This is a genomic window from Delftia sp. 11MD (assembly GCF_050907895.1).
GTDB lineage: Bacteria > Pseudomonadota > Gammaproteobacteria > Burkholderiales > Burkholderiaceae_C > Comamonas > Comamonas tsuruhatensis.
Genome location: NZ_CP194333.1, coordinates 139,683 through 158,207, shown reverse-complemented (window position 1 = coordinate 158,207; position 18,525 = coordinate 139,683). Strand labels below are relative to the sequence as shown.

The following is an 18,525-nucleotide window of genomic DNA, read 5'->3' as shown; positions in this document are numbered from 1 at the left end:
GCGGCTCACTTGACCATGGGCAGGTTCAGCTGATGGCGCTTGGCGGCCGCCACGGCAATGTCGTAGCCCGCATCCGCATGGCGCATCACGCCGGTGGCCGGATCGTTCCAGAGCACGCAGCCCAGGCGGGCGGCGGCCTCGTCCGTGCCATCGGCCACGATGACCACGCCCGCATGCTGGGAGTAGCCCATGCCCACGCCGCCGCCGTGGTGCAGGCTGACCCAGGTGGCGCCGCCTGCGGTGTTGAGCAGGGCGTTGAGCAGCGGCCAGTCGCTGACGGCGTCCGTGCCGTCCTTCATGGATTCGGTCTCGCGGTTGGGGCTGGCCACCGAGCCGCAGTCCAGGTGGTCGCGGCCGATCACGATGGGGGCCTTGAGTTCGCCGTTCTTCACCATCTCATTGAAGGCCAGGGCCGCCTTGTGGCGCTCGCCCAGGCCCAGCCAGCAGATGCGCGCGGGCAGGCCCTGGAAGCTGATGCGCTCGCGCGCCATGTCCAGCCAGCGGTGGGTGTGCTTGTTGTCGGGGAACAGTTCCTTGATCTTGGCGTCGGTCTTGTAGATGTCCTCGGGGTCGCCAGACAGGGCCACCCAGCGGAACGGGCCCTTGCCCTCGCAAAACAGCGGCCGGATGTAGGCGGGCACGAAGCCGGGGAAGTCGAAGGCGTTCTTCACGCCCTGGTCCAGGGCCACCTGGCGGATGTTGTTGCCGTAGTCCACCGTGGGAATGCCCATGGCCTGGAAGTCCAGCATGGCCTGCACGTGCTGGGCGCAGCCCTGGGCGGCGGCGGCCTTGAGCTGGGCATGGCGCGACGGGTCGGCCGCGGCGGCACGCCACTCGTCCACGGTCCAGCCCACGGGCAGGTAGCCGTTGATCAGGTCATGGGCGGAGGTTTGGTCGGTCACGATGTCGGGGCGGGCGCCGCCGGCCTTTGCGCGGCGCACCAGCTCGGGCAGGATTTCGGCGGCATTGCCCAGCAGGCCGATGGAGATGGCCTCGCCCGCGGCCGTGTGCTGGGCGATGAGCTCCAGCGCGTGGTCGATGTCGCGCGCCTGCTTGTCCAGGTAGCGCGTGCGCAGGCGGAAGTCGATGCTGCTTTGCTGGCATTCGATGGCCAGCACGCAGGCACCGGCCAGCACGCCGGCCAGGGGCTGGGCACCGCCCATGCCGCCCAGGCCCGCCGTGAGGATCCACTTGCCCGTGAGGTCGTTGTTGTAGTGCTGGCGGCCGGCCTCGACGAAGGTCTCGAACGTGCCCTGCACGATGCCCTGGGCGCCGATGTAGATCCAGCTGCCGGCCGTCATCTGGCCGTACATGAACAGGCCCTTCTGGTCCAGCTCGTTGAAGTGCTCCCAGTTGGCCCACTGGGGCACGAGGTTGGAGTTGGCCAGCAGCACGCGCGGTGCGTTCTCGTGCGTCTTGAACACGCCCACGGGCTTGCCCGACTGGATCAGCAGCGACTCGTCGGCCTCCAGCTTTTTCAGCGACTCCAGGATCTGGTCATAGCACTCCCAGTTGCGCGCCGCGCGGCCGATGCCGCCGTAGACCACCAGGGCCTTGGGGTTCTCGGCCACGTCGGGGTCCAGGTTGTTCTGCAGCATGCGGTAGGCGGCCTCGGCCAGCCAGTTCTTGCAGTGCAGTTCGCTGCCGCGCGGGGCGCGGATGACGCGGCTGGCGTCATAGCGGGGATTGGTGGCAGCGGTGGCCGCGTTGGCGTTGAGGATGGCGTCGTTGGCGTTCATGGCGATCTCCTGGATGCGGGGGGTGAGCGGTTGCGGGGTTCAGGCAGCCTGGTGGCTGGGCAGGTGGCGGACGATGGCCTGGGGCCAGTCCGTGGCAAGCGCCCACTGGCGCATGGTTTCGATGTCGGGTGCCAGGTAGCGGTCACGATCCAGGTGCGGAACCTGGCTGCGGATCAGCGCGTACTGCGCCTCGATCAGCTCGGAGCTGTTCAGGCTGCGGTCGAAGTCCATGCCCTGGGCGGCGGCCATGGCTTCCACGCCCACGATGACGGCGGTGTTGCGCGCCATCTCGCCCAGGCGCCGCGCGCCGTAGGTGGCCATGGAGACATGGTCTTCCTGGTTGGCCGAGGTGGGCAGGCTGGTGACGCTGCTGGGATGGGCCAGGCACTGGTTCTCGGCAGCCAGGGCGGCGGCCGTGACCTGGGCGATCATGAAGCCCGAGTTCACGCCGCTGTCGGCAATCAGGAAGGCCGGCAGGCCCGACAGGCCGGTGTCCAGCAGCAGGGCCATGCGGCGCTCGGAGATGGCGCCGATCTCGGCCAGGGCCAGGGCGATGATGTCGGCCGCGAAGGCCACGGGCTCGGCGTGGAAGTTGCCCCCCGAGATCACGTCGCCGTTGTCGAAGACCAGCGGGTTGTCCGAGGCGGCGTTGGCCTCGATCACCAGCACGCGGGCCGCATGGCTGAGGTTGTCCAGGCAGGCGCCCATGACCTGGGGCACGCAGCGGATGGAGTACGGGTCCTGCACGCGGCCGCAATGGGGGTGGGAGGTGTCGATGGCGCTGCCGTCCAGCAGTTCGCGCACGGCGGCGGCCACGGCGATCTGGCCAAGCTGGCCGCGCGCCTCGTGGATGCGGGCGTCGAACGGCTTGACCGAGCCCTTGATGGCCTCCAGCGTCAGGCAGCCCGCCACCAGGCCGGCCGCGAACACGCTCTCGCCCTGGAACAGGCCCACCAGGGCCAGGGCCGTGGACACCTGGGTGCCGTTGAGCAGGGCCAGCCCTTCCTTGGGGCCGAGCACGAAGGGCTCCAGGCCCACGTGGCGCATGGCCTCGGTGCCGGACACCACCTGTCCATCGATCTTGGCCTGGCCTTCGCCGATCAGCACGCAGGCCAGGTGCGACAGCGGCGCCAGGTCGCCCGAGGCGCCCACCGAGCCCTTGGCAGGAATCACGGGCAGCACGTCAGCGTTGGCCAGGGCCAGCAGCGCATCGACCAGCTCGGGGCGCACGCCCGAGTGGCCGCGCGCCAGGCTCACGGCCTTGGTGGCCAGCACCAGGCGCACCACGGCGTCGGGCAGTGGATCGCCCGTGCCCACGCTGTGCGACAGCACCAGGTTGCGCTGCAGTTCTGCCAGGCGGTCATGGGCGATCTTGGTGGAGGCCAGCTTGCCGAAGCCGGTGTTGATGCCATAGACGACCTGGTCCTCATCCACGATGTGCTGCACATGGGCCTGGGCGGCGCGCATGCGCTCGTAGGCGGGCGCCGCCATGGACAGGCGCACGCCGCCCTGCTGTATGGCCCGCAGCTGGGCCAGGGTGACCTGGCCGGGCTGCAGCGTCAGCGCGGTGCCGGGACGGGAGGTGAGGCCGGGAGTCGTGATGGTGTTCATGGTGATGCCCTGTCGGTGTCTGGAAGGATGTGCCAGGATGGATGTCTATGCCTGTCTATACAATATCAATCGAAGCGGAACAGCGCAAGAGCGGGAACCCCGCCTTTCCGGCCTCAGCCGTCGTGCGATCCGCCGTCGGTGCGAAAGCGGCTGCCCAGCCGGTAGCGCATGCCCGGATGCACGCAGTGCACCCAGGTCACGGGCGTGCCCAGGTACCAGGTGCGGCGCGTCAGCGTCAGGCAGGGCTGGTCGGTCTCCATCTGCAGCCAGCGCGCCTGCTCGGGCGTGGGCAGCATGGCGTCCACCACATGCTCGATCTGGTCGAAGGGCACGTTGCGCACCAGATACACCGAAGGCTGGATCAGCGAGAAGTCCTGCTCCATGAAGTCCGGCGCCATGCGCGGGTTCACATGGCGGTCTTCCAGCTGCACGGGCACGTCGTTCTCGAAATGCACGCCCTGCAGGTGGAACACCGAGCTGCCGGCGGACAGCTGCAGCGAAGCCGCCGCCTCGGGCGAGGCCGACTCGCGGCGCACGCTGATCAGCTCGAAGCGGTGGTCATGGCCGCGCTGGCGGATTTCCTCGGCGATGTTGGCGATGCGCAGCAGCGTGGACTGCGGCTTTTCCTCGGCCACGAACGAGCCCACGCCCGCCACCCGCACGATCACGCCCTGCTCGGCCAGCTCGCGCAGCGCGCGGTTGGCCGTCATGCGGGCCACGCCGAACTCCTGCACCAGCTCCTGCTCGGACGGCACGCGCTCGCCGGCCGACAGCGAGCCATCGGCGATCTTGCGCATCACATGGTCCTTGACCTGCTGGTACAGGGCCATGGGCACCTCCGCCGTCGTTGCGGAAAGACGAGAAGCCGTGGAGCGGGAAGACATGGTGTGGGCAGTGGTCATGAAAAGCGTCAGTGTGCAGCAGCAGCCAGCGACTCTGCGCGAATCTCTTCGGTCAGCCGGGCTTTCAGCTCCATGAACTCGGGCGATGTCTTGACCGTGTAGTGGCGCGGATGCGGCAGGTTCACGGGGATGTCGGCCTTGATGCGGCCCGGGCGCGCGCTGAACACGGCCACGCGGTTGGCCATGAAGATGGCCTCGTCGATGTCGTGGGTGACGAACATCACGGTCTTGCGCTCGGCCTCCCAGATGCCCAGCAGCAGCTCCTGCATGAGCACGCGGGTCTGGTTGTCGAGTGCGCCGAAGGGCTCGTCCATGAGCAGGATCTTGGGATCGTTGGCCAGCGCGCGCGCAATGGCCGTGCGCTGCTGCATGCCGCCCGACAGCTGCTTGGGAAAGTGGTTCTCGAAGCCGCGCAGCCCCACCTTGGCGATGAAGTAGTCGCTGCGCTCCTTTTGCAGCGCCTCGCTCACGCCCTTCTCGCGCAGGCCGAAGCGGATGTTCTGGGCCACCGTCAGCCACGGGAACAGCGTGTAGCTCTGGAACACCATGCCCCGGTCGGCGCCCGGCCCGTCCACGGCGCGGCCGTCCAGCAGCACCTGGCCCGTGGTCGGGAAATCCAGCCCCGCCGCAATGCGCAGCATGGTGGACTTGCCGCAGCCCGAGGGGCCGAGGATGGTGACGAAGTCGTTCTCGCGGACCTCGAAATCCACAGGCAGCAAGGCCTGCGTGCTCGTGCCCTTGTGGCTGGTGAAGGTGCGCGAAACACCTTGAATAGACAAAAGATTCATCACGATTCTCCAGGGCGCTTGTCAATATTCACGGCGGCTGCAACCGGCGCGACTCACCTCAGAGACACCGAGGAAGGGCCGCCCCGCACCGAGGGTGTCGTCCCCCTTCAAGGGGGAAGCGGCGCAGCCGCTCAGGGGGTAGATCCTTTTCACAGGGTGCTCCACTCGAACATGCGACGGTTCAGCGATTTGAAGATGAAATCGGACACCAGGCCGATGAGGCCGATCACGATGATGCCGAAGATGATCTGGCCCGTGTTCAGCAGCGCCTGGCTGTCGGTGATCATGTGGCCGATGCCCGAGGACGAACCGATCAGCTCGGCCACGATCACATAGGTCCAGGCCCAGCCCAGCACCAGGCGCAGCGTCTCGGCAATGCCGGGCGCGGCGCCCGGGATCAGCACGCGGCGCACCACGCCGGTGTTGGAGGCGCCCAGCGTGTAGGCGGCCTCCACCAGGTCCTTGCGTGCGCCGCCCACGGTCACGGCCACCATCAGCGTGATCTGGAACACCGAGCCGATGAAGATGACCAGCAGCTTCTGCGTCTCGCCCACGCCGGCCCACAGGATCAGCAGCGGGATGAAGGCCGAGGCCGGCAGGTAGCGGCAGAACGACACAAAGGGCTCGAAGAAGGCCTCGACCGGCTTCCAGGCGCCCATGGCAATGCCCAGCGGCACGGCCACGACCGAGGCCAGGATGAAGCCGCCCATCACGCGCCAGACCGTCATGCCGATGTCGTGCAGGAAGCCGTACTCGGTGAACAGCAGCACGCCCTCGCGCGCCATGGTCATGGGGCTGGCCAGGAAGGTCGGGGAGACGAAGCCGCCCAGCGTCACAGCCGCCCAGACGAGAAAGAACAGCACGAAGAAGGCCACACCCAGCACCCACTTGGCCGTGGGGCTGACGGGCTCCAGCGGCGCCATGCGGCGGCGGCGGACGGGGGCTGGCGCCGCGGCGGGCGCGGGAGCGTGCGGTGTGGCGTGGGTCATGGGCTTGTTAGCCGGCTGGACTGCGGAAGTGGATGCGGCTTGCATGGTCATCCCCTGGCGGGCTTACTGGATGAAGCTGGCGTCGTACATCACGCCATAGTTCTCGGGGATGGAGCGGATGATGCCGGCCTCCTTGAGGATCACGGCCGATTCCTTCATGAACGGCACCAGCTCGTTGGCGAAGAATTTCTGGTTGGCTTCCTTGTCGGACCACTTCAGGTAGGAGGCCGACTTGCCGAACTGCTCGCCGCTTTGCTTGACGGCCGTGCCCATGATCTCGAAGGACTTGGTCTTGTCGGCCTCGATCATGGCCACCGCATCGAAATACGACTGGGCCAGGGCCTTGGCGGCGGCGGCGTTGGCCTTGAGCCACTTGGGATCGCAGCCCACGGTGTCCATGACCATGGGGTAGTCGATGGTGGTGGCCAGGATCTTGCCCGCCGCCGGGTTGGCGCGGATGGTGGACAGGTAGGGCTCGTAGCTCATGGCCGCATCGTTCTGGCCGGCCACGAAGGCCTGGGCCGCAGGCTGGGGCTCCAGGGAGACGGTCTTCACATCCTTCATGGTCATGCCGTTCTTGTGCAGCATCCAGGCCAGGCCGAAGTACGGCGCCGTGCCCGGCGCGCTCACGGCCACGGTCTTGCCCTTGAGGTCGGCAAAGCCCTTGACGTCATTGCGCACGGCGATGCCGTCGGCGCCATAGGACTTGTCCATCTGGAAGATCTGCACGATGGGCACGCCGTTGGTGTTCCAGGCCACATGCGTCTCGATGGTGGTGGCCGCGCACTGGATGGCGCCAGAGGCCAGGGCCAGGTGGCGGTCCTTCTGCGGAATCATCTTCAGGTCCACCGCCAGGCCGTTCTTCTTGAAGATGCCGGCCTTGTCGGCCAGGGTCAGCGGCGCGAAGCCTGTCCAGCCCGACATGCCCAGGGTGATCTTGGTCTCCTGCGCGGCAGCGGGCTGCAGTGCGGCGGCAAGGCAGAGGGCGGCGGCCAGCGGCCCCAGGGGCAGGCGGCGGAACGTGGGGATCGAACTCATGTGGCACTCCTCGGTCGGGAAAGCAAGTTGGCGATGGCAGTTTCGGGGTCCGCAGGCAGACCAGTGCGGGAGCCCGAAGTGTGTTTTTGCCGACCGGACATGTATATACAGGATTACCCGGCAAACCGGTGATGGAGCGAGCATCCTGCATCTACCTGCGATCAACACGGAGAGCAACAGCAAATGCCGTGCCAACCAAGCTTGTCCATACAACCTGGGGAAAATCCCGGGTAACAGCTCACCACCGTGGTGCATGCCCCGGGGCTGCGCGCCGCTACGGTGCAATCACAGCCCGCGCCACCTTCAAAAAAGGTGCAATCAGCGGCGAGGCATTGCCCGCCGGCACAGCCAGCACCACGGGCTGGGGGGCCACGCGGCCCCGGATGCGGCGGCAGGCCAGGCGCTGGCCATCGTGGGCGCGGTCCACCACCGGTCGCGTGGTCAGCACGCTCAAGCCGTGGCCATTGGCCACCATGGAACGCAGCATCTCGATGGAGGCGAACTCATGGGCCACCAGCGGCGTCACGCCGGCCTCGCGGAACAGCGACAGGAAATACTCGCGGCTGTGCGGCAGGTTGATCAGCACCAGCGGGTGGGCCGCCACTTCGGCCAGGCTCACGCTGGTCCTGGCCGCCAGCGCATGGCGATGCGGCAGCAGCACATAGGGCGGCAACGCCGCCACGGGCAGCAGCTCCATGCGGGGACGCGCCAGGCCCGTGTTGTACTGCAGGGCCGCATCGAGCTCGCCGCGCTCCACCTGCTGCGTGAGCGAGGCGATATCGCCCTCCACCAGCTCCAGTGCAATGCCGGGATGGCGGCGCTGCATCTGCGCCAGCAGCGCCGGCACCCAGCGCGCGCCCAGCGTGCTCAGAAAGCCCAGGCGCAGCACGCCCGCCACCGCCGCCGTGCGCGGCCCCTGCAGGCTGCGTGCGCCGTCCAGCAGCGCCTGGGCATCGCGGCTGCGCACCGCGCCGGCCGCCGTGAGATCCAGCCCCCTGGCATGGCGGCGCACGAACAGCGCCTCGCCCCACTGCGCCTCCAGGTCGGCAATCGCCTTGGAGATGGACGGCTGGGACACGCCGATGGCCTCGGCCGCGCGCGCCGTGCTGCCATGGCGTGCGGCGGCCACGAAATACTCCAGCTGGCGCAGGCTGATTTGGATCATCTTTTTGAATGCAGTGAATCAGGAATGAATATTTTCCATTGATTCAATCACGCGCCAGCATGCAGCCATAGACCACCCGTCCAAGGCTGCACCCATGACCGAGTCCACCCCCCTCACCGCCCGCCCGCTGGACGGCGTGCGCATCCTCGACTTCACGCGCGTGCTGGCCGGGCCGCTGTCCACGGCCCTGCTGGCCGACCTGGGCGCCGAGGTCGTCAAGATCGAGCCGCCGCAGGGCGACGACTACCGCGCCATCGGCCCCATGAACAACGGAGAAAGCGCGCTGTTCACGGTGATGAACCGCAACAAGCAAAGCCTGGTGCTGGACCTCAAGCATCCCGAGGCCGTGGCCCTGGTCCGCGAGATGGCCGCCCAGGCCGACGTGGTGGTGGAGAACTTCCGGCCCGGCGTGGCCGAGCGCCTGGGCATCGGCGCAAGCCAGTTGCGGGCGCTCAATCCGCGCCTGGTCTATGTCAGCGTCTCGGGCTTCGGCCAGACCGGGCCGCTGGCCCACCGGCCGGCCTACGACATCATCGTGCAGGCCATGAGCGGCCTCATGGAGGCCACGGGCGAGCCCGATGGCGCGCCCACCGTCGTGGGCGAGGCCGTCAGCGACGTGGTGGCCGGCCTGTTCGCCTCCTGGGCCACGCTGGCCGCGCTGCTGCAGGCCCGCGCCACCGGGCAGGGCCAGCAGGTGGACGTGGCCATGTTCGACACCACGCTGAGCTTTCTGGCCACCTCGGTGGCGCGCTACCTGTTCACGGGCCGGCCCGCGCGCCGCGTGGGCAACCGCCATCCGCTGTCGGCCCCCTTCGGCGTGTACCGCGCAGGCGACGGCCACTTCGCGCTGGCGGTGCTCAACAACAAGCTGTTCGCCGCCGCCCTGCAGGCCATGGAGCTGGGCAGCCTGGCCGGCGACCCGCGCTTTGCCAGCGACGAATCACGCTCGGCCCACGAACCCGCGCTGCGCGAGGCCATCGAGGCCTGGGCCGGCCGCCATGAAGTGGCGCAGGTGGTGGCCGCGCTGGATGCGGCCGGCGTGCCCGCCGCCCCCATCTGGAACATTGCCCAGGCGCTGGAGTCGCCCCAAAGCCAGGCGCGCGGCCTGCTCGGCGCGGTGCACGACGAGCGCCTGCCCGGCCTGCGCCTGCCCACCCAGCCCGTGCATTTCAGCGGCGCCGCACCCAACCGCGCCGAGCGCGCACCGGCCCTGGGCGAGCACACCGAGGCCCTGCTCTCGCAGTGGCTGGGCCGGGGCGCCGAAGCCATTGCCGCGCTGCGCGCATCCGGTGCCCTGGGCACCGCAGGCGCAGCCCCCTCTTCCCCATCACATTGAGCAACCGACATGAACTTCCAACGACTGGGCACTACCGCCGACGACCACGCCATTGCCGATGCCGTGGCCCGCTTTGCCGAAGATGCACTCGCCCCGCTGGCGCAGCGCATGGACGAAGAGGCGCTGTCCGCCACCTGCCATGTGCCGGGCCTGTCGGCCCTGGGCGTGATGGGCATGAACCTGCCCGAGGCCCTGGGCGGCCCCGGCGTCACGCCCACGGCCATGCTGCTGTCCCTGGTGGCCATCTCGCGCGCCTGCGCGGCCACCTCGTCCATGATCGGCGCCCACTACCTGGGCACGGACGCCGTGCTCATCGGCGGCGACGACGCCCAGCGCCAGCAGTGGCTGCCGCACTGCGCCAGCGGCCAATGGCTGGCCGCCTTTGCGCTGACCGAGCCGCGCGGCGGCTCGCACCCGGCCGACATGCGCACGCGCGCCGTGCGCGATGGGGACGACTATCTGATCACGGGCGTCAAGCACTTCATCTCCAACGCCGCCGAGGCGCGCTTCATGGTGGTCTTCGCCAAGACCGACATGGAGGCCGGCGCGCGCGGCGTCAGCGCCTTCATCGTGCCGCGCGATCTGCCCGGCATCCAGGTCTCGGCGCCCGAAAAGCTCATGGGCATCCGCGGCGGCCATGCCTTCGAGGTCTCGCTGGACGGCGTGCGCGTGCCTGCCAGCCACCGGCTGGGCGCCGAGGGCACGGGCTTCAAGACGGCGATGAAGGTGCTGGACAACAGCCGCCTGGACGTGGCGGCCACCGCCCTGGGCGTGGCCGAGGCCGCCCTGGCCGCCGCCGCGCAATGGGCCAATCAGCGCCTGGTCGGCGGCGAGCCGCTGGCCACCAAACAGGGCATCCAGTGGAAGCTGGCCGACATGAAGCTGCGCCTGGAGGCATCGTGGGCACTGACGATGCAGGCCCTGGCCTTGCGCCAGGCCGGCCAGCCCTTCACCCAGCACTCGGCCATGGCCAAGCTGCATGCCTCGGAAATGGTGGGCTTCGTCACCGACGAGGCCCTGCAGATCCACGGCGGCTACGGCTACACGCGCGAAATGCCGCTGGAGCGCCTGGTGCGCGATGCGCGCATCCTGCGCATCTACGAGGGCTCGTCCGAAGTGCAGCGCAGCATCATTGCGCGCGGGGTGCTGGGCGGCAGCTGAATGCAGCAGCGGGTGGCTAGGAGAAATCTGAAAATGGCACCCTCGCGCCCGGAAAAGGCCGTTGATGCAGAGCGGTTCAAACCCCAGGTCTTCCCTGGACCTTGCGAGGGGGCGCAAAATGGCGGCTGTTGCGGCCTTCGGGCCGCAGCGCATTTGTTGCGGGAAGCGCCCGCATCCCGCCCCCTCCCGCGCCAGCCGCCCCTGCCGAAAGAAGCCTCCGTTGTCCGCCGCGCATTCCGTCCTGCAAGCCGTGTTCGGCTACGAACAATTCCGCGGTCCGCAGGAGGCCATCGTCTCGCACGTGGTCGCCGGCGGCGATGCGCTGGTGCTCATGCCCACGGGCGGCGGCAAGAGCCTGTGCTACCAGGTGCCGGCCATCGTGCGCCAGCAGCAGGGCCAGGGCGTGGCGGTGGTGGTGTCGCCGCTGATCGCGCTCATGCACGACCAGGTGGGCGCGCTGCACGAGGCCGGTGTCAGCGCCGCCTACCTGAACTCCACGCTGTCCTATGACGAGACGCAGGAAGTCGAATGGCGCCTGCAAAGCGGCGACATCACCTTGCTGTATGCCGCGCCCGAGCGCCTGAACACGCCGCGCTTCCTGGGCCTGCTCGACGACCTGCATGCCCAGGGCAAGCTGTCGCTGTTCGCCATCGACGAGGCCCACTGCGTGAGCCAGTGGGGCCATGACTTCCGGCCCGAGTACCGCGCGCTGAGCGTGCTGCACGAACGCTATGCGGGCGTGCCGCGCATCGCGCTCACGGCCACGGCCGATGCGCTGACGCGCGCCGACATCGTCGAGCGGCTGCAGCTGGAGAGCGCACGGCATTTCGTCAGCAGCTTCGACCGCCCCAACATCCGCTACCGCATCGCCGAGAAGAAGGACGTCAGCAACCAGCTGCTGCGCTTCATCGAGCGCGAGCACGAGGGCGAGGCCGGCGTGGTCTATTGCCAGTCGCGCAAGCGCGTGGAGGAGCTGGCCCAGACGCTGAGCCAGGCCGGCGTGCCCGCCCTGCCCTACCACGCGGGCCTGCCCTTCGAGACGCGCCAGCTGCACCAGGACCGCTTCCTGCGCGAGGACGGCATCGTCATCGTCGCCACCATCGCCTTCGGCATGGGCATCAACAAGCCCGATGTGCGCTTCGTGGCCCACGTGGACATGCCCAAGAACATCGAGGGCTACTACCAGGAAACCGGCCGCGCAGGCCGCGACGGGCTGCCCGCCGACGCCTGGATGGCCTACGGCCTGTCCGACGTGGTCAACCAGCGCCGCATGATCGACGAAAGCCCGGCCGAGGACACCTTCAAGCAGGTCATGCGCGGCAAGCTCGATGCCCTGCTGGGCCTGGCCGAGGCCACGGACTGCCGCCGCGTGCGGCTGCTGGCCTACTTCGGCGAGCAGTACGGCCTGGGCGCACCGGGAGAAGACGCAGAGACGGACATTGAAGGCCGGCCGCTGCAGCGCGTGGCAAAGACCGCCTGCGGCAACTGCGACAACTGCCTGGAGCCCCCGGCCCTGTGGGATGGAACGGACGCCGCGCGCAAGCTGCTGTCCACCATCTACCGCGTGCACGAGGCCAGCCAGCTGACCTTTGGCGCGGGCCACATCATGGACGTGCTGCGCGGCAAGGACACCGAGAAGGTGCGCCAGTACGGGCACGAGAAGATCTCCACCTTCGGCCTGGGCAAGGACTACAGCGAGCCCCAGCTGCGCGGCGTGATGCGCCAGCTGCTGGCCACTGGCGCCCTGGGCCTGCACAAGATCACCAGCGAGAACAGCGGCCACAGCTTCGACACCCTGTGCCTGGCCGAAGGCTCGCGCGAAGTTCTGCGCGGCAATGTCCAGGTACAGCTGCGCGAGGCCGTCGCAGCGCCGCGCACGCGCACCTCCAAGCGCGCCACCCAGCCCAACGCTGCCGCCGCCAGCCTGGGGCCTGATGCCCAGGTGCGCTTCATCAACCTCAAGGCCTGGCGCGCCGAGGTCGCGCGCGAGCACAACCTGCCGGCCTACGTGATCTTCCACGACGCCACGCTGGCCGCCATTGCCGAGCGCAACCCGGCCTCTCTGGACGACCTGCAGGGCATCAGCGGCATGGGCGCCAAGAAGCTGGACGCCTATGGCGCCGAGGTGCTGCGGGTGGTGGCCACGGGTTGAGGCGCATAGCCCTCATGCACATCGCATGGGGCAGGGCTTCACCATGAGAAAAGGCCTGCACCTCCATGGCGTCAGGCCTTTTTCGTGAAACCGGAACCCCTTACTGCGCCAGCACCCTGAAGGTCAGCGTGTAGTTGTTGCCGTACTGCGGCGCGGCGGCGCCGGCGGGGGCGTCGGCGCGGTAGCGCACCAGGGCCAGGTAGATGCCTGACTTGGGCAGGGCGTAGGAGATGCGGCCCTGGCCATCGGTGGTCAGTGCATCCACGCTGTGCTGGCTGGCCAGGTCCATGGCCGAGCGGAAGATTTCCACCTTCTGCGCGGCCAGCGGCCTGCCGTCGTATTGCACGGTGAAGTCGAACTTCTCGCCCGCGAACAGGTCGGCCGGATGCGTTACGGGCACGATCTCCAGGCCCTTGCCTGAGGGCGCGAGCGCAGCCCGGCTGGGCTTGCCCACCGTGATGTAGGTCTCGGAGACCGACAGCGACTGGTAGTGGCTCAGCAGCCTGGCATCGGCCGGCGTGGGCGTGGCGGGATCACGCGCGGTCTCGACCTTGCCGTTGCGCTCCCACGAACGGAAGATGGCGCCCAGGCGCGGGCCGGTGCTCACGCGGTAGGTGCCTTTCTCGTCGGGCAATTGGTGCTCGGCCACGGTGCGGGTCTTGAACTGGCGCACATCGGCCATGGGCGTGACCGAGCCGTCGGGCGCCGTCACGGTGAAGCGCGTTTCGCCAAAAGCCACTTCGGGGATGAAGAACTTGTCGGCGAAGCTGGCGTCCACGCTGATGACGGCCCGGGGCGAAGCCTCGAAGCTGGTGGGCAGCAGGTAGGGCGTGTGGGCCTGGGCGGAGATGCACACGGCCGACAGCAGCGGCAGCCACCAGGCCAATCGCTTGGATGGGGTTTTGGCCATGTCCGCTCAGGGCTTCTTGACGTCGTTCTTGTCCACGACGCCATCGGCATTGACGTCGGCTTCCTTGAAGCTGCGTTCGGCGATGGCCATGTCTTCTTCCACGGTGTATTTGCCGTCGCGGTTCCTGTCCACGATGCCGAAGCGCACATGGGCCTGCTTCATGGACTGGGCATAGCGCTCGTCGGGCTGGCGGCCCGCGTACTGCTGCTTGAGGCGGGCCTCGAACTCGTCCACGTACTCCTTCTCGCTGAGCCAGCCGTCGCCATTGGTGTCGCCGGCCAGGAAGCGCTGCTTGCGCACGGTGTCGTACTCCTGGCGCGTGACCACGCCATCACGGTTGGCGTCGTAGCTGCCCATGAAGGCAGACTGGCCATGCCCGCCCGCAGGCTGGGCCGGGCCGCTGGCGGACGGTGCCGTGGGCGATGCGCAGGCGGTGAGCAGGGCCGCCAGGCCGGCAGCGGCCAGCATGCGGTGGGTCAGAGAGAACTCGATCATGAAACGACTCCTGAAGTAGGCAGATACAGCGGCGGCTGCGATGGTGGTGGAGGCTTTCCGGCCGACACCGCCGCTGTAGGGAAGGCCGGCCGGCCCCTGGAGAAACTCCTCGGATCCGCGCCACGCGGCAAGTGAAGGTGGCGTGGGTGCAATGGCATGGTGCGCAGGGTGCTCAGAACGCAACGTTCATGGACACGGCGAAGGTGCGGCCCGGGTTGCTCAGCAGCTCGATGTCGCGGCGGTCGCGCGCCACGCCGGGCTGAAGGCTGCGGGTGCTGGAATAGTCCCAGTAGCGCTTGTCGCCCAGGTTGTAGATGCCGGCGTTCAGGCGCACGTTCTTTGCGACCTGCCAGTAGCCGGCCAGGTCGAAGATGGCATAGCCGGGCACGCGGAACAGCTCGGTGGTCGAGTCGGTCAGGCCGGTGCCCGCGTTCTGGTAGCTGTCGCGGTTGGTGGCCACGGCCTGCTTGCCCGCGACGAAAGTGCCGGTCAGGTTCAGGCCCCATTGCCGGGCGGGTGCGTCATAGCCCACGCCGACGATGGCCTTGCGCGGCAGCACGCTGTCCAGCGGCACATCCTTGTCGCCTGCGTAGTAGGACTTGGAGGTGCCGCGGCTGAGGCCCAGCGCCCAGGTGGAGTACAGGCCCCTGGCGGCGGGCATCCACTGGCCGTGGTCCAGGCGCGCGCTGGCCTCGAAGCCGTAGATCTTTGCGCTGTCGCGGTTCTCGGCCTGGTAGATGGTGCCGATGTGGGCGGGCACGTTGACGAACAGGTCGGGACGGCCCGCGCGCAGGTAGCGCGTGTAGGCGATGAAGTCGGAGTACCTGGTATAGAAGACCGAGCTGTTGAAGGTTACGCCAGGCGTGGGCGAACCCTTGAGGCCGAAGTCGAAGGCATTGCTGCTTTCCTCCTTCAGGTTGGGGTTGCCGACCAGCGCGTACTGGTTGCCGGTGTTGTAGTTGCTGGCCATGTTCCACGAGCCGAAGATCTCGCCGGCCGAGGGCGCGCGCCCGCTGCGCTTGAACTGGGCATAGGCGCTGAACGTGGGCGTGAGGTCATAGACCAGGGTCAGGCTGGGGCTGAGGATGGTGTTGCCACGCGTGCCGCCGTAGAGCTTCTGGACATCGGCGGGCGTGAGCACGCCCGAGACGAAGTTGTCCAGGTCGCGTGTCTTGATCTCCACGCGGTCCACGCGCAGCGCGGGAATCAGCGCCAGGCGGCGGCCACCGGCCTGGAAGCTGATCTCGTCCTGCAGGAAGGCGCCGTAGCGGCGGGTGGTGGTGTCGGGCTGGGGCTTCATGTTGCCGGACACGGCCCAGGGGCGCTCCGTGTCCTGGGTCGAGGCATTGACGCCAAAGCTCAGGCGGTGGCGGTCGATGCGCTTGTCGCCCGTGCTCGAGAAACCCCAGGTGCGCGTCTCGTTGCCCGAGACGTTGTGCACCTTGGCGCCCGTGGCCAGCGTGGTGGTGTCGGTGACGTCGTTGGTGTCCGTGTTCTGGAAGTACAGCCGCGTGTCCAGCTGGTCCACCCAGGCGCCGGCCGGGGTCCACAGGTGCTGCAGCTGCAGCGTGTTGCGGCTGGTGTCGCTGTTCTGGCGCGAGCTTTCGGTGATGCTGGTGTTGGTGGTGTCCCAGCCATGGAAGGAGGTGTCGTTCTTGCGGCGATACAGGTCGGCCGACAGCACCAGGCGGTGGGCCGGGTTGATGCGCAGGCCGCCCTTGAGCAGCAGGGCGTTGGAGTTCCAGTCGTCGGGATAGCTGTTGACGATGGCGCTGTGGTTGCGCGTCTCGTGGCCGTCGCGGCGCGAGTAGGCGATCAGGCCGTCGAGGTCGCCCGAGCGGCCAGCGGCCGTGAAGCTCTCGTTCCAGGAGCGGTCGGCCGTGTCGTGGCCGATCTTGCCGCCCAGGTAGGAGGTCTTGCCGCCCACCAGGTAGTCCTCGGCGGACTTGGTGCGAAAGCCCACCGAGCCGCCGATGCCACCGGCCGCGCGCCGCGCCGTGGTGGTGCCGGAGTGGATGTCCACGCCCGAGAACATTTCCGGATCGATGAAGTCACGGCCCACGCCGAAGGTGTTGGCGCCGACACGGCTCACATAGGGGCGCGTGGTGGCGTCGGGCATCTCGACGCCGTCCACATCCATGCCGATGCGGTTGCCCTCGATGCCGCGGATGTTGTAGCCCGTGGTGCCCGAGCGGTCGAAGCTGCTGCGGTTGCGGCTGGTGCCCGAGGCCGTGCCCGGCGCGGAGACCAGGGGCTGGTAGCGCACCACGTCGGCCATGCTGCCGGCCTGCTCCAGCGCCGGGCCGCTGACGGTGGTGGAGGCGCCCGGGGTTCGCTGCGCGGGCTCGGCCGTGTCGACCACGTCGACCTGGGCCAGTGCCTTGGTGGGTGCCTGCGCCATCAGCCGGGCCTCATCGTCCAGGGCCTGAGGCCGGGGCTGGGCCCAGGCGCCGGACGTGGCCAGGCCGATCACGGCGGCCTGCACGGCCACGGCCAGCAGGCTGGGCCGCAAGGCCGGCGCAGCGCAGGGATTCCAGAAAAGGGAGACAGGGGCGCAGGAGCGTGAAGATGGAGCCATGGCAGGAATCGGGGAACGAGGGTTGCTGGCTAGCTGCCGACCTCTTCGCGGAGTGCTCTTGCGAGACCATTGATTCCCCCCGGGTGTGATTTCTTCCTGCTGGCTTTCCGCGATTCTCCCACCAATTGATAATGATTATCATTTGTTTTGTATCATTTACGTCACAGGGACAGATCACGGTCCCGCGCGGACCTCCTCCACAAACCCCACACAAAGACTCGACAGCGCAGCAAGATTGCCCGCTCACACTGCGGCGGCTGAATATCTGGAGCCCTTTGCTGTGACCAATAACGCCCAACTCCTGGCCGACGAAGCCAAGTACTGCTCGTTCGGGGATACCGTCCACTACGTCAATCCCCCCAAGATCTTTTCGGGCTGCGAAGGCAGCTACATGTACGACGAGGCCGGCACGCCCTACCTCGATCTGCAGATGTGGTATTCGGCCGTGAACTTCGGCTACAAGAACAAGCGCCTCGAGCAGAAGATGATCGAGCAGCTGCAGACCCTGCCCCAGGTCGCCAGCCAGTACCTGCACCCCACCAAGATCGAGCTGGCCAAGTTCATCGCCCAGGATGCGGAGCGCAAGTGGGGCCATGCCGGCCGCGTGCACTTCAACGTGGGCGGCGCCCAGGCCATCGAGGACTCGCTCAAGGTCGTGCGCAATGCCAGCGGCGGCAAGAGCCTGATGTTCGCCTTCGAGGGCGGCTACCACGGCCGCACGCTGGGCGCCTCCAGCATCACCTCCAGCTACCGCTACCGCCGCCGCTACGGCCACTTCGGCGACCGCGCGCAGTTCATCCCCTTCCCCTACCCGTTCCGCCGTCCCAAGGGCATGACGTCGGAGGAATACGCGGACTCCATCGTCCGGGAATTCGCGCGCAAGTTCGAGAACGAATACCACGCCATCTGGGACCCCAAGACCAACCAGTGCGAGTACGCAGCCTTCTACGTGGAGCCCATCCAGGGCACGGGCGGCTACGTCGTGCCGCCGCCCAATTTCTTCAAGGGCCTCAAGAAGGTGCTGGACGACCACGGCGTGCTGATGGTGGTCGATGAAATCCAGATGGGTTTCTGGCGCACCGGCACGCTGTGGTCGGTGGAGAACTTCGGCGTCAAGCCCGACGTGCTGGTCTTCGCCAAGGCGCTGACCAACGGCCTCAACGCCCTGTCGGGCCTGTGGGCGCGCGAGGAACTGATCAACCCCACCATCTTCCCGCCGGGATCGACCCACTCCACCTTCGCCTCCAACCCGCTGGGCACGGCCCTGGGCCTGGAAGTCATGAAGATGACCCACGAGATGGACTTCGGCCGCCAGGTGCGCGAATCGGGCGCCTACTTCCTCGAAGGCCTCAAGGAGCTGCAAAAGCGCCACAAGGAAATCGGCGATGTGGACGGCCTGGGCCTGGCGCTGCGCGCCGAGATCTGCACCGAAGACGGCTTCACGCCCAACAAGGCGCTGCTGGACAAGATGGTGGACATCGGCCTCGAAGGCGGCCTGGAATACAAGGGCAGCAAGCGCGGCCTGGTGCTGGACGTGGGCGGCTACTACAAGAACGTGATCACCTTCGCGCCCTCGCTGATGATCTCGCGCCCCGAGATCGACGAGGCCATGGTCCTGCTGGACCAGTTGCTCACGAAAGCCAAGGCGGCCTGAAGGCGCG

The 18,525-nt window shown here is 68.1% G+C and carries 14 protein-coding genes; 4 read left to right on the top strand and 10 right to left on the bottom strand.

Translation table 11 applies throughout. The features are described from left to right. Positions 1-5 precede the first annotated feature (5 nt). The 7 genes from hutU to ACRSCF_RS00670 all read right to left on the bottom strand — a co-directional run bounded on the left by hutU (position 6) and on the right by ACRSCF_RS00670 (position 8,232). On the bottom strand, positions 6-1,739 hold the full coding sequence (gene hutU, locus ACRSCF_RS00700; protein ID WP_244387706.1) for a urocanate hydratase: 1,734 nt from the start codon (positions 1,737-1,739) through the stop codon (positions 6-8). Positions 1,740-1,778: 39 nt separating this feature from the next. Next, on the bottom strand, positions 1,779-3,350 hold the full coding sequence (gene hutH / locus ACRSCF_RS00695) for a histidine ammonia-lyase (RefSeq protein ID WP_160851102.1): 1,572 nt from the start codon (positions 3,348-3,350) through the stop codon (positions 1,779-1,781). 113 nt (positions 3,351-3,463) lie between these two features. Beyond that, a complete protein-coding gene (hutC, locus tag ACRSCF_RS00690) occupies positions 3,464-4,234 on the bottom strand; it encodes a histidine utilization repressor (RefSeq protein ID WP_026062963.1) in 771 nt (256 codons plus the stop codon). Positions 4,235-4,260: 26 nt separating this feature from the next. Beyond that, complete coding sequence (locus tag ACRSCF_RS00685) at positions 4,261-5,040, bottom strand: ABC transporter ATP-binding protein (protein ID WP_012202086.1); 780 nt, start codon at positions 5,038-5,040, stop codon at positions 4,261-4,263. A 149-nt stretch (positions 5,041-5,189) separates the two neighbouring features. Beyond that, a complete protein-coding gene (locus ACRSCF_RS00680) occupies positions 5,190-6,074 on the bottom strand; it encodes an ABC transporter permease (protein ID WP_016447378.1) in 885 nt (294 codons plus the stop codon). Positions 6,075-6,092: 18 nt separating this feature from the next. Then, the gene (locus tag ACRSCF_RS00675; RefSeq protein WP_013800043.1) at positions 6,093-7,067 is read right to left on the bottom strand and encodes an ABC transporter substrate-binding protein; all 975 of its coding nucleotides are present in this window, start codon (positions 7,065-7,067) and stop codon (positions 6,093-6,095) included. Between the two features lie 274 nt (positions 7,068-7,341). Continuing rightward, complete coding sequence (locus tag ACRSCF_RS00670) at positions 7,342-8,232, bottom strand: LysR substrate-binding domain-containing protein (protein WP_034365616.1); 891 nt, start codon at positions 8,230-8,232, stop codon at positions 7,342-7,344. A gap of 94 nt (positions 8,233-8,326) precedes the next feature. Here ACRSCF_RS00670 and ACRSCF_RS00665 point away from each other — a divergent pair, with 94 nt between their 5' ends. The 3 genes from ACRSCF_RS00665 (at position 8,327) to ACRSCF_RS00655 (ending at position 12,881) form a co-directional block, all read left to right on the top strand. Further along, positions 8,327-9,568, top strand: a complete 1,242-nt coding sequence (locus ACRSCF_RS00665) for a CaiB/BaiF CoA transferase family protein (protein ID WP_034365619.1) — start codon at positions 8,327-8,329, stop codon at positions 9,566-9,568. Between the two features lie 9 nt (positions 9,569-9,577). After that, positions 9,578-10,729, top strand: coding sequence for an acyl-CoA dehydrogenase family protein (locus ACRSCF_RS00660; protein ID WP_244387705.1), 1,152 nt, complete (start codon positions 9,578-9,580; stop codon positions 10,727-10,729). Between the two features lie 220 nt (positions 10,730-10,949). After that, positions 10,950-12,881 (top strand): RecQ family ATP-dependent DNA helicase, encoded by a 1,932-nt coding sequence (locus ACRSCF_RS00655; RefSeq protein ID WP_034365621.1) that lies wholly within the window; start codon positions 10,950-10,952, stop codon positions 12,879-12,881. 100 nt (positions 12,882-12,981) lie between these two features. Here ACRSCF_RS00655 and ACRSCF_RS00650 read toward each other — a convergent pair whose 3' ends face one another. From ACRSCF_RS00650 to ACRSCF_RS00640, 3 genes are all read right to left on the bottom strand, one after another. Beyond that, positions 12,982-13,791 (bottom strand): DUF4198 domain-containing protein, encoded by an 810-nt coding sequence (locus ACRSCF_RS00650; RefSeq protein WP_034365624.1) that lies wholly within the window; start codon positions 13,789-13,791, stop codon positions 12,982-12,984. 6 nt (positions 13,792-13,797) lie between these two features. Further along, entirely contained in the window at positions 13,798-14,286 is a 489-nt protein-coding gene (locus ACRSCF_RS00645; protein WP_034365627.1) for a hypothetical protein, read from the bottom strand. 172 nt (positions 14,287-14,458) lie between these two features. Then, entirely contained in the window at positions 14,459-16,864 is a 2,406-nt protein-coding gene (locus tag ACRSCF_RS00640; RefSeq protein WP_244387704.1) for a TonB-dependent hemoglobin/transferrin/lactoferrin family receptor, read from the bottom strand. A 280-nt stretch (positions 16,865-17,144) separates the two neighbouring features. Between ACRSCF_RS00640 and ACRSCF_RS00635 the strand changes: the two genes are divergently transcribed. Further along, positions 17,145-18,518, top strand: a complete 1,374-nt coding sequence (locus tag ACRSCF_RS00635) for an aspartate aminotransferase family protein (RefSeq protein WP_016452231.1) — start codon at positions 17,145-17,147, stop codon at positions 18,516-18,518. Positions 18,519-18,525 lie beyond the last annotated feature (7 nt).

Bases quoted from the DNA above. Each gene is read 5' to 3' on its own strand.
- ACRSCF_RS00680 (WP_016447378.1), bottom strand. From the start codon at position 6,074: ATGCAAGCCGCATCCACTTCCGCAGTCCAGCCGGCTAACAAGCCCATG.
- ACRSCF_RS00660 (WP_244387705.1), top strand. From the start codon at position 9,578: ATGAACTTCCAACGACTGGGCACTACCGCCGACGACCACGCCATTGCC.
- ACRSCF_RS00670 (WP_034365616.1), bottom strand. From the start codon at position 8,232: ATGATCCAAATCAGCCTGCGCCAGCTGGAGTATTTCGTGGCCGCCGCA.
- ACRSCF_RS00685 (WP_012202086.1), bottom strand. From the start codon at position 5,040: ATGAATCTTTTGTCTATTCAAGGTGTTTCGCGCACCTTCACCAGCCAC.
- hutU (WP_244387706.1), bottom strand. From the start codon at position 1,739: ATGAACGCCAACGACGCCATCCTCAACGCCAACGCGGCCACCGCTGCC.
- ACRSCF_RS00640 (WP_244387704.1), bottom strand. From the start codon at position 16,864: ATGGCTCCATCTTCACGCTCCTGCGCCCCTGTCTCCCTTTTCTGGAAT.
- hutH (WP_160851102.1), bottom strand. From the start codon at position 3,350: ATGAACACCATCACGACTCCCGGCCTCACCTCCCGTCCCGGCACCGCG.
- ACRSCF_RS00675 (WP_013800043.1), bottom strand. From the start codon at position 7,067: ATGAGTTCGATCCCCACGTTCCGCCGCCTGCCCCTGGGGCCGCTGGCC.
- ACRSCF_RS00665 (WP_034365619.1), top strand. From the start codon at position 8,327: ATGACCGAGTCCACCCCCCTCACCGCCCGCCCGCTGGACGGCGTGCGC.
- ACRSCF_RS00645 (WP_034365627.1), bottom strand. From the start codon at position 14,286: ATGATCGAGTTCTCTCTGACCCACCGCATGCTGGCCGCTGCCGGCCTG.
- ACRSCF_RS00650 (WP_034365624.1), bottom strand. From the start codon at position 13,791: ATGGCCAAAACCCCATCCAAGCGATTGGCCTGGTGGCTGCCGCTGCTG.
- hutC (WP_026062963.1), bottom strand. From the start codon at position 4,234: ATGTCTTCCCGCTCCACGGCTTCTCGTCTTTCCGCAACGACGGCGGAG.